We start from the raw sequence: 6,561 nt of genomic DNA on the forward strand, positions 1-6,561 counted from the left end.
ATACTGCGCGCCCGACAGCGGCGAATTGGCGAACCAGCCGAAGTCGGGGGCCCCGTCCGGAGTCAGGAACCCGCCGACGGCGATCAGCGAGCCGAAGAGGTAGAGCCAGTAGGCGAGCATGTTCAGCCGCGGGAACGCCACATCGGGCGCGCCGATCTGCAGCGGCATGATCCAGTTCGCGAAACCGGCGAACAGCGGCGTCGCGAACATCAGCAGCATGATCGTGCCGTGCATCGTGAACGCCTGGTTGAACTGCTCGTTCGACACGATCTGCAGACCCGGCCGGGCCAGCTCGGCGCGCATCAGCAGGGCGAGCAGCCCACCGACGCAGAAGAACGCGAACGCCGTGACCAGGTAGAGCGTGCCGATGGTCTTGTGGTCGGTGGTGGTCAGCCACTTCACGGGGGATCTCATGCCCCGTAGGTGTCCGGACCCCCGCGCTCTTTCACCGCTCCCCGGCCCGCCGGTGTGCGATCCACCTCACACCACACGCATGTGAAGATCTCTGCTATGCCGGACATCAGCCGATCATGAGCACGGAGGAAACCTTCGCCGCTGCCTATCGCACGCACTACTGGGCGGTCAGCCGCTTCGTGGCGCGACGGCTGGACGGGCAGGCGCACGAAGTGGAAGAAGTGGTGTCGGAGGTGTTCTCCGTCGCCTGGAGGCGCCGGGCGGAGATGCCCGACCCGCCGCTGCCCTGGCTGTACGGTGTGGCCCGCAACTGCCTGGCCAACACCGTCCGCGGCATGTCCCGCTACCGCCGTCTCCTGCTCAGGCTCGGCCACCACGAGACCGCCCACCGCCGGCACACCGTGGAGAGCCCGGACGCGGACCGCCCCGGCGCCTGGGTGCACGAGGCCCTCGCCCGCCTCTCCCCGGCCGACCAGGAGGCGCTGCGCCTGACCGCCTGGGAGGAACTGACCCTCGACGAACTGGCCGTGGCCCTGGGTTGCAGCCGCAGCGCCGCCGCCATGCGCCTGCACCGGGCCCGCCGCCGCCTGCGCGCCGAGGCCGACCGCATACGGCCCGCCCTGCCCATAGGGTCCGAGGCACGAACCGACGCGCGCGCTGGAGGCGACGACGATGCATGACGAACTGGAACTGCTGCGAACGGCCAACCCCGTGCCCTCCGGTGACGGCCCCTGGCGCGACCGCCCGCTCGACGCCGACGCCGAACGCGCCCTGAACCGCCTCCTGTACGGCGACCGCGTCAGAAGGACCGGGGTCCTCCTTATCGTCCGGGCCGAGGCCACGGTGCTCGCCCTGGTCGGGGCGCTCGCCCTGACCTTGTCGGCGTGCCGCTGATCTCCACGGCCTGCGGGGGTAAAGGCCACGCAGCAGACGACGGGCGTGGCCTTCGCCGGGGCGGACCACCCCTTTCCTCAAGACGCGGCCCGCCTAGGCGGAGAGTTGCAGTACGTCTCAGGTCATGGCTACCTGAATTGGCGTCACGTCTTCAGATATCCGCCCTTGAAGCCGCTGTAGTCGGCCCAGACGCGATGACGTCCTGTGTCTTCAATGCCCGTCCACCACTCAAACGTCCACACCGTCTCGGAGTGTGCATTGTCTGCGGGTTCCGCCGAGATCCATTCATCGACCGGAGTGTGAGTCAGGTCGGTGCCCGCAATGTAGTTTTTGTGCCACGCGGTTCCGGGGTAGACCTTGGTGGTGTTCTTCCCTCTGACCCGGTATGAAGTCTTGACCGTGACCCTGGTGGCCTCAAGACCGAAATACTTGACTTTCACCCAGTGCGAAGCCCACAGATCCCTGGACCCGGCGGCCTCGGGACCGGACTCACCGGGGCCCGGGCCCTGTCCTGCCTCGGAACCGGAGTCGTCGCCCCTGCTGACGACGACATCGCCGTCCGCCATCACGGTACGGGCCGCACCCTTCCCCTCGACCGCGTTGGCGAATACGTTGAAGTAGCTGCGGTCGTTGATGTACTCAAGATACTTTTTCTGCTTCTCCGCGGAGAGAGCCTGGTATTTCTTAGAGTATTCAGCAGCATCACCGTCCCCGGCATCCGCCTTGACCTTGAGCCAGTCGACATAGGCCTTCGGCGAAGCAGTGGCGGCCGGACGGACGCCGGCGGCACTTGGGCTACTATCTGCTGCTGCAGCACTCGGAAGTCCCGCCAATACCGTGGCGCTAACAGCCGCCGCCAGCAGCCCGGCCATTCTTCGTCGGTGAATAAACATCTCGTTCCCCCCACTTTGATTCTGTTGCGCATCTGGCCTGCGATGCGCGCGTTTCCTGTTTTCATGGCGAGCCGCGGGATGGAGACACCTTGCGACGTCTGCGCAGAGCGTGCCCTCAGTGAGCTTCAGCACGGCTTCAGCGCGGCTTCAGAGACGATTCCGCTCTCGCAACGCCGTCTGCGCGGCAGCCCGCAGTGCGTCCCGGGCCGGGCCGCGTACGCCGGTACCGCCTCGTCGTACGCGGCCGCTCACCGTCGCGTCACTCCCCGGCCGGAACGAACGCGGTCGGCGGTGCGGAGAAGGCAGGCGTGGGGGCGCCAGGCTGCCCGCCGGATCGGCCTCGGTGGCGTCAGCCCGGTTGCTCCTCGAACCGGTAGCGCCCGGTCCCGTGGGTCACCCGGTGGGTCACGCGAAGCGTCATCAGGCCCACAAAAACAGAAAAACCCCAGGTCAACTGGGGTTCCTGCTGGTGTCCGAGGGGGGACTTGAACCCCCACGCCCGATAAAGGGCACTAGCACCTCAAGCTAGCGCGTCTGCCATTCCGCCACCCGGACCAGGTGCTGCCTCCGGCGGGGCGTTCCCCGCGGCGACAGGGATAACAATACCAAGGTTTCGGAGTGCCTTTAGGCCTCTGTCCTGCGAAAACGCCCACCCCGAAGATGCCGGAGGTGTGCCTCGGGCAATGCATGGCTCGTCCTGGGTCGCGTCGTCCAGCCGAAGCCGGACGGCTTCGAAGGCTGCAAGGTGCGACCTCGGCGCATGGGGGGCGCGATGCGATGCCTCACTAGGTTGGGGCAATTTCTACCGGTCCGGCGTGCGGTGCTGGTAGCCCGTTCCATGCTGGAGGCAGTGCCTTTACGCGTCGCCGTGGTGGCGACCGATCGCCTGGACTGCCAGAGGAGCCTGTATGAGTCAGCAGGACAGCGTGACCAGGGAAGAGCGAATGGCCGCCGCCAAAGCGGAGGGGCCCCCGACCGACGATGACTTCCGGTGGCTGCTCAAGGAGTTCACCAAGGACGTGGAGAGCCTCTGCAAAGAGACCGATCTTTACAAGCGTCTCGACATTTACGGTGCCATGCGTATGGACGCGGACATCCTCAAGAGGTGGGGCGATGGCGGGCGCGCGGAGGTGCTCAAGAAGATCGAGGAGAAGGAGAAGGCGGAGCAGGAGCGCCGGGAACGCGGAGGCTTGGCCTGAGCACAGGGCCGACAAGCGCCCCACCTCAGGCCGATCGACCTTCGAGACAGGAGCAGAACCTTCTCTTCGTAATCGTCGACCACTTGGACGCTGGCGACGCGCCCACGCTCGACGAGCTGACGACTGAGGGCGGGCTGAACGCACGGCCGGCTGCCGAGTGCGTGGGTCACCTTGATCGTGATCCCGGGGCCGCTACCGAGTCCACGCCCGGCCTGGCCCCGGCCGAAGCGCCGGTAGCTCCCGGGTCACGCAGTGGGTCACGCAGTGGGTCACGCAGTGGGTCACGCAGAGCATTATCAGGCTCAGGAAAACAGAAAAACCCCAGGTGAACTGGGGTTTCTACTGGTGTCCGAGGGGGGACTTGAACCCCCACGCCCGATAAAGGGCACTAGCACCTCAAGCTAGCGCGTCTGCCATTCCGCCACCCGGACCGGGTGTCGTCTCCGGCGGGGCGGTGCCCGCGGCGACAGGGATAACAATACCAAGGTTTCGGAGTGCCTTTCACCTGGGTATCTACGCGGGGCATAAGGTTCACTTATGGGCAATACGGGGCATACCCGGGCGGCGGTGGGTGCGCGGCGGCGGCCGCGGCCCCTGTCGCCGCTGCGGGAGCACCTGCGGGACACGTTCTGGTTCACGCCAACCGCGGGGCTGGTCGGCGCCGCGGTGCTGGCCGCCGGGGTGCTGGAGGTGGATCAGTTCGTCATCGGGGCGCTGCAGGAGGAAGGGGACTACGCGGCCGTCGAGTCCCTGATCGGGATCGCCGACGACGCCAAGACGATCATCACTACCGTCGGCTCGGCGATGCTGACCTTCATCGGGGTGGTGTTCTCGATCTCCCTGGTCGCGCTGCAGGTGGCGGGCGGGCAGTTCTCCCAGCGCGTGGTGCGGCTGTACGTCCGCAGCCGGATCACCAAGTGCACGTTCGCGGTCTTCCTGGCGACGTTCCTGTTCGCGCTGCTGGTGCAGGCGTCCTACGAGGGCGACGAGAACCCCCGTACGGTCTCCACCGTCCCGGTCTTCTCCGGCATCGTGTGCGTCGTGCTGGTGCTGGTGAGCCTGGGGCTGTTCATCGCCTACGTGAACTCCACGCTGCGGCTGATGCGGGTGAGCTACGTGATCGACCGGATCACCCGGGAGTCCTTCCGGGTGCTGGACAAGCACGGTGTCGCGGACGACGAGCGGCCGGCGCTCGCGGAGCCGGGTGCGGAGATCGCCCACGCGGGCCGGGCCGGGGTGCTGCGGGACGTGCACGTCGCCCGGCTGGTGCGGGTCGCGCGGCGGCACGGCGTCGTCCTGCGGCTGATCCCGCGGATCGGGGACTTCGTGGTGCCCGGGACGCCGGTGCTGGCGGTCCACGGCGGGGCCGCGCCACCGTCCCGCGCGCTGCGGTACACGGTGTCCGTGGGCGTGGAGCGGACCTTCCACCAGGACCTGGGCTTCGGGCTGCGGCAGCTGTCGGACATCGCGCAGCGGGCCCTGTCCCCCGCCGTGAACGATCCGACGACGGCCGTGCAGTGCCTGGACCGGATCACCCAGTTCCTCGCGGCCCTGGCCCGCCGCCCGCTGGGGGCGCTGCACCACTGCGACCGCCGGGGCGCGGTGCGCCTGGTGCAGGACGTGCCCGGCTGGGCGGACCTGGTCGACCTGGGGTTCGCGGAGATCCGCGGCTGCGCGACCGGCAGCCCGCAGGTGACCCGGCGGCTGCTGGCCGCCCTGGAGGACCTGTGGTGGCTGGTCCCCGAGGACCGGCGCCCGCCGCTGGAGCGGCACCGCGCGCTGCTGGAGCACGCCGTGTCGCGCACGGTGCCGGATGCGGCGGACCGGGATTTCGCGCTGCTGCCCGACCGGCAGGGGATCGGTTAGGGCACCTCGGCCCGGCCTCACTGCGGCGCCGTCGCCGCCCGGCCTCACGGCATCAAGTGGTACTCCGGGAAGTTTCCCGGCAGCCGTTCGCCGGACGGTCCTTCCGTCACCGCCCGCACCAGCAGCTCCCCGCCGACGAAGGCGCCGCGCCACGACGCCCCGAAGCCGCCGAAGAGCTCCTCGCGGTCGCCGCGCGAGCGGGGGCCGTTGCGGCCGACCTTGAACGCCCGGATCTGCGGGGCCAGGCGCGCGAAGACCGCCTCGTCGTCGCAGGAGAGGGCCGCGACGAGCGCGCCGTTGCTGGCGTTCATGGCGGCGAGCAGCTCGGCCTCGGTGTCGACCGGGACGACGGTGTCGACGGGGCCGAAGGGTTCGGCGTGGTGCAGGGGCGAGGAGGGCGGCGGGCTCAGCAGCGCGACGGGAGGTACGTACGCGCCGGTGTCCTGGCCGGGCAGGAAGCGGCCGTCGGCCAGGCGGCCGCGGTGCAGCGGGACGGCGCCCCGGCGGACGGCCTCGGCCACCTGGCCCGTCAGCTCTGCCGCCTTGGCGGCGTTGATCAGGGGCCCGAAGTCGAGCTCGGGGAGGTCGTCGCCGGGCGCCTCCACGGCGAGCGGGTGGCCGAAGCGGACGTCCCGCACCGCGGGCAGGTAGACCGCGAGGAAGTCCGCGAAGGCCTCCCGTTGCACGACGAACCTCGGGTAGGCCGTGCAGCGCTGCTTGGCGTACTCGAAGGTCTTGCGGATCCGCGCGCCGAGCGCAGTCCAGTCCGTGAAGTCCCAGACGCCCCAGGCATTGAGGCCTTCCTGTTCGAGGACGTGGCGCTTGCCGAGGTCGGCCACGGCGGTGGCGACCCGCGCGCCGGTGTCCCGCCCGCCGACGAAGGAGACGCAGCCGATTCCGGGGGCGCGTACGAGCGCCTCGGAGAGCTCGGCGCCGCTGCCGCTGACCAGGGTCAGGGGAACGCCCTCGCGCGCCGCGAGCGCCGCGGCCAGCGTCAGGCAGGCCAGGCCGCCGTCGGTGGGGGTCTTGGCAATCACGGCGTTGCCGGCCAGCGCCTGGACGAGCAGGGCGTGCACGAGGACGCTCATCGGGTAGTTCCAGCTCGCGATGTTGCTGACGGGGCCGGGCAGCGGCGTGCGCCCCGGCAGCATGCGGTCGATCTCCGCCACGTACCAGCGGACGCCGTCGACCGCGCGGTCCACGTCCGCCCGGGCCAGGCGCCAGGGCTTGCCGATCTCCCAGACCAGCAGGAGCGCCAGCAGGTCGCGGTGGGCGTCCAGGGCGTCGACGGCGGC

At 69.5% G+C, this 6,561-nt stretch carries 7 protein-coding genes and 2 tRNA genes; 4 read left to right on the forward strand and 5 right to left on the reverse strand.

Going from position 1 to position 6,561, the window contains the following annotated elements; all coding sequences use genetic code 11:
• The coding region (locus tag V7793_RS30795; protein WP_336012741.1) for a cbb3-type cytochrome c oxidase subunit I at positions 1–414 on the reverse strand (414 nt) is incomplete at its 3' end.
• 116 nt (positions 415–530) lie between these two features.
• Here V7793_RS30795 and V7793_RS30800 point away from each other — a divergent pair.
• Together V7793_RS30800 and V7793_RS30805 are read left to right on the forward strand one after the other, a co-directional pair.
• Positions 531–1,094 carry an RNA polymerase sigma factor gene (locus V7793_RS30800; protein WP_336012742.1) on the forward strand — a complete coding sequence of 188 codons (564 nt, stop codon included), beginning with the start codon at positions 531–533 and terminating at the stop codon, positions 1,092–1,094.
• The gene (locus V7793_RS30805; protein ID WP_336012744.1) at positions 1,087–1,308 is read left to right on the forward strand and encodes a hypothetical protein; all 222 of its coding nucleotides are present in this window, start codon (positions 1,087–1,089) and stop codon (positions 1,306–1,308) included. The genes V7793_RS30800 and V7793_RS30805 overlap by 8 nt, the downstream gene beginning before the upstream one ends.
• Before the next feature lie 143 nt (positions 1,309–1,451).
• On the opposite strand, the gene V7793_RS30810 is transcribed toward V7793_RS30805, so the two are convergent.
• Together V7793_RS30810 and V7793_RS30815 are read right to left on the reverse strand one after the other, a co-directional pair.
• On the reverse strand, positions 1,452–2,180 hold the full coding sequence (locus tag V7793_RS30810) for a hypothetical protein (RefSeq protein ID WP_336012745.1): 729 nt from the start codon (positions 2,178–2,180) through the stop codon (positions 1,452–1,454).
• 488 nt (positions 2,181–2,668) lie between these two features.
• Positions 2,669–2,756 (reverse strand) — tRNA-Leu (locus tag V7793_RS30815).
• Positions 2,757–3,109: 353 nt separating this feature from the next.
• On the opposite strand from V7793_RS30815, the gene V7793_RS30820 reads away from it, so the two are divergent.
• Positions 3,110–3,400 (forward strand): hypothetical protein, encoded by a 291-nt coding sequence (locus tag V7793_RS30820; protein WP_336012749.1) that lies wholly within the window; start codon positions 3,110–3,112, stop codon positions 3,398–3,400.
• A gap of 343 nt (positions 3,401–3,743) precedes the next feature.
• On the opposite strand, the gene V7793_RS30825 is transcribed toward V7793_RS30820, so the two are convergent.
• Positions 3,744–3,831 (reverse strand) — tRNA-Leu (locus tag V7793_RS30825).
• Positions 3,832–3,937: 106 nt separating this feature from the next.
• Here V7793_RS30825 and V7793_RS30830 point away from each other — a divergent pair.
• Entirely contained in the window at positions 3,938–5,266 is a 1,329-nt protein-coding gene (locus V7793_RS30830) for a DUF2254 domain-containing protein (protein WP_336012751.1), read from the forward strand.
• Positions 5,267–5,310: 44 nt separating this feature from the next.
• Here V7793_RS30830 and V7793_RS30835 read toward each other — a convergent pair.
• Positions 5,311–6,561: aldehyde dehydrogenase family protein (locus V7793_RS30835; RefSeq protein WP_336012754.1), on the reverse strand; the 1,251-nt coding region annotated here is incomplete at its 5' end.

Source organism: Streptomyces sp. KLMMK (assembly GCF_036961605.1).
In the GTDB taxonomy this organism is placed as follows: domain Bacteria; phylum Actinomycetota; class Actinomycetes; order Streptomycetales; family Streptomycetaceae; genus Streptomyces; species Streptomyces telluris.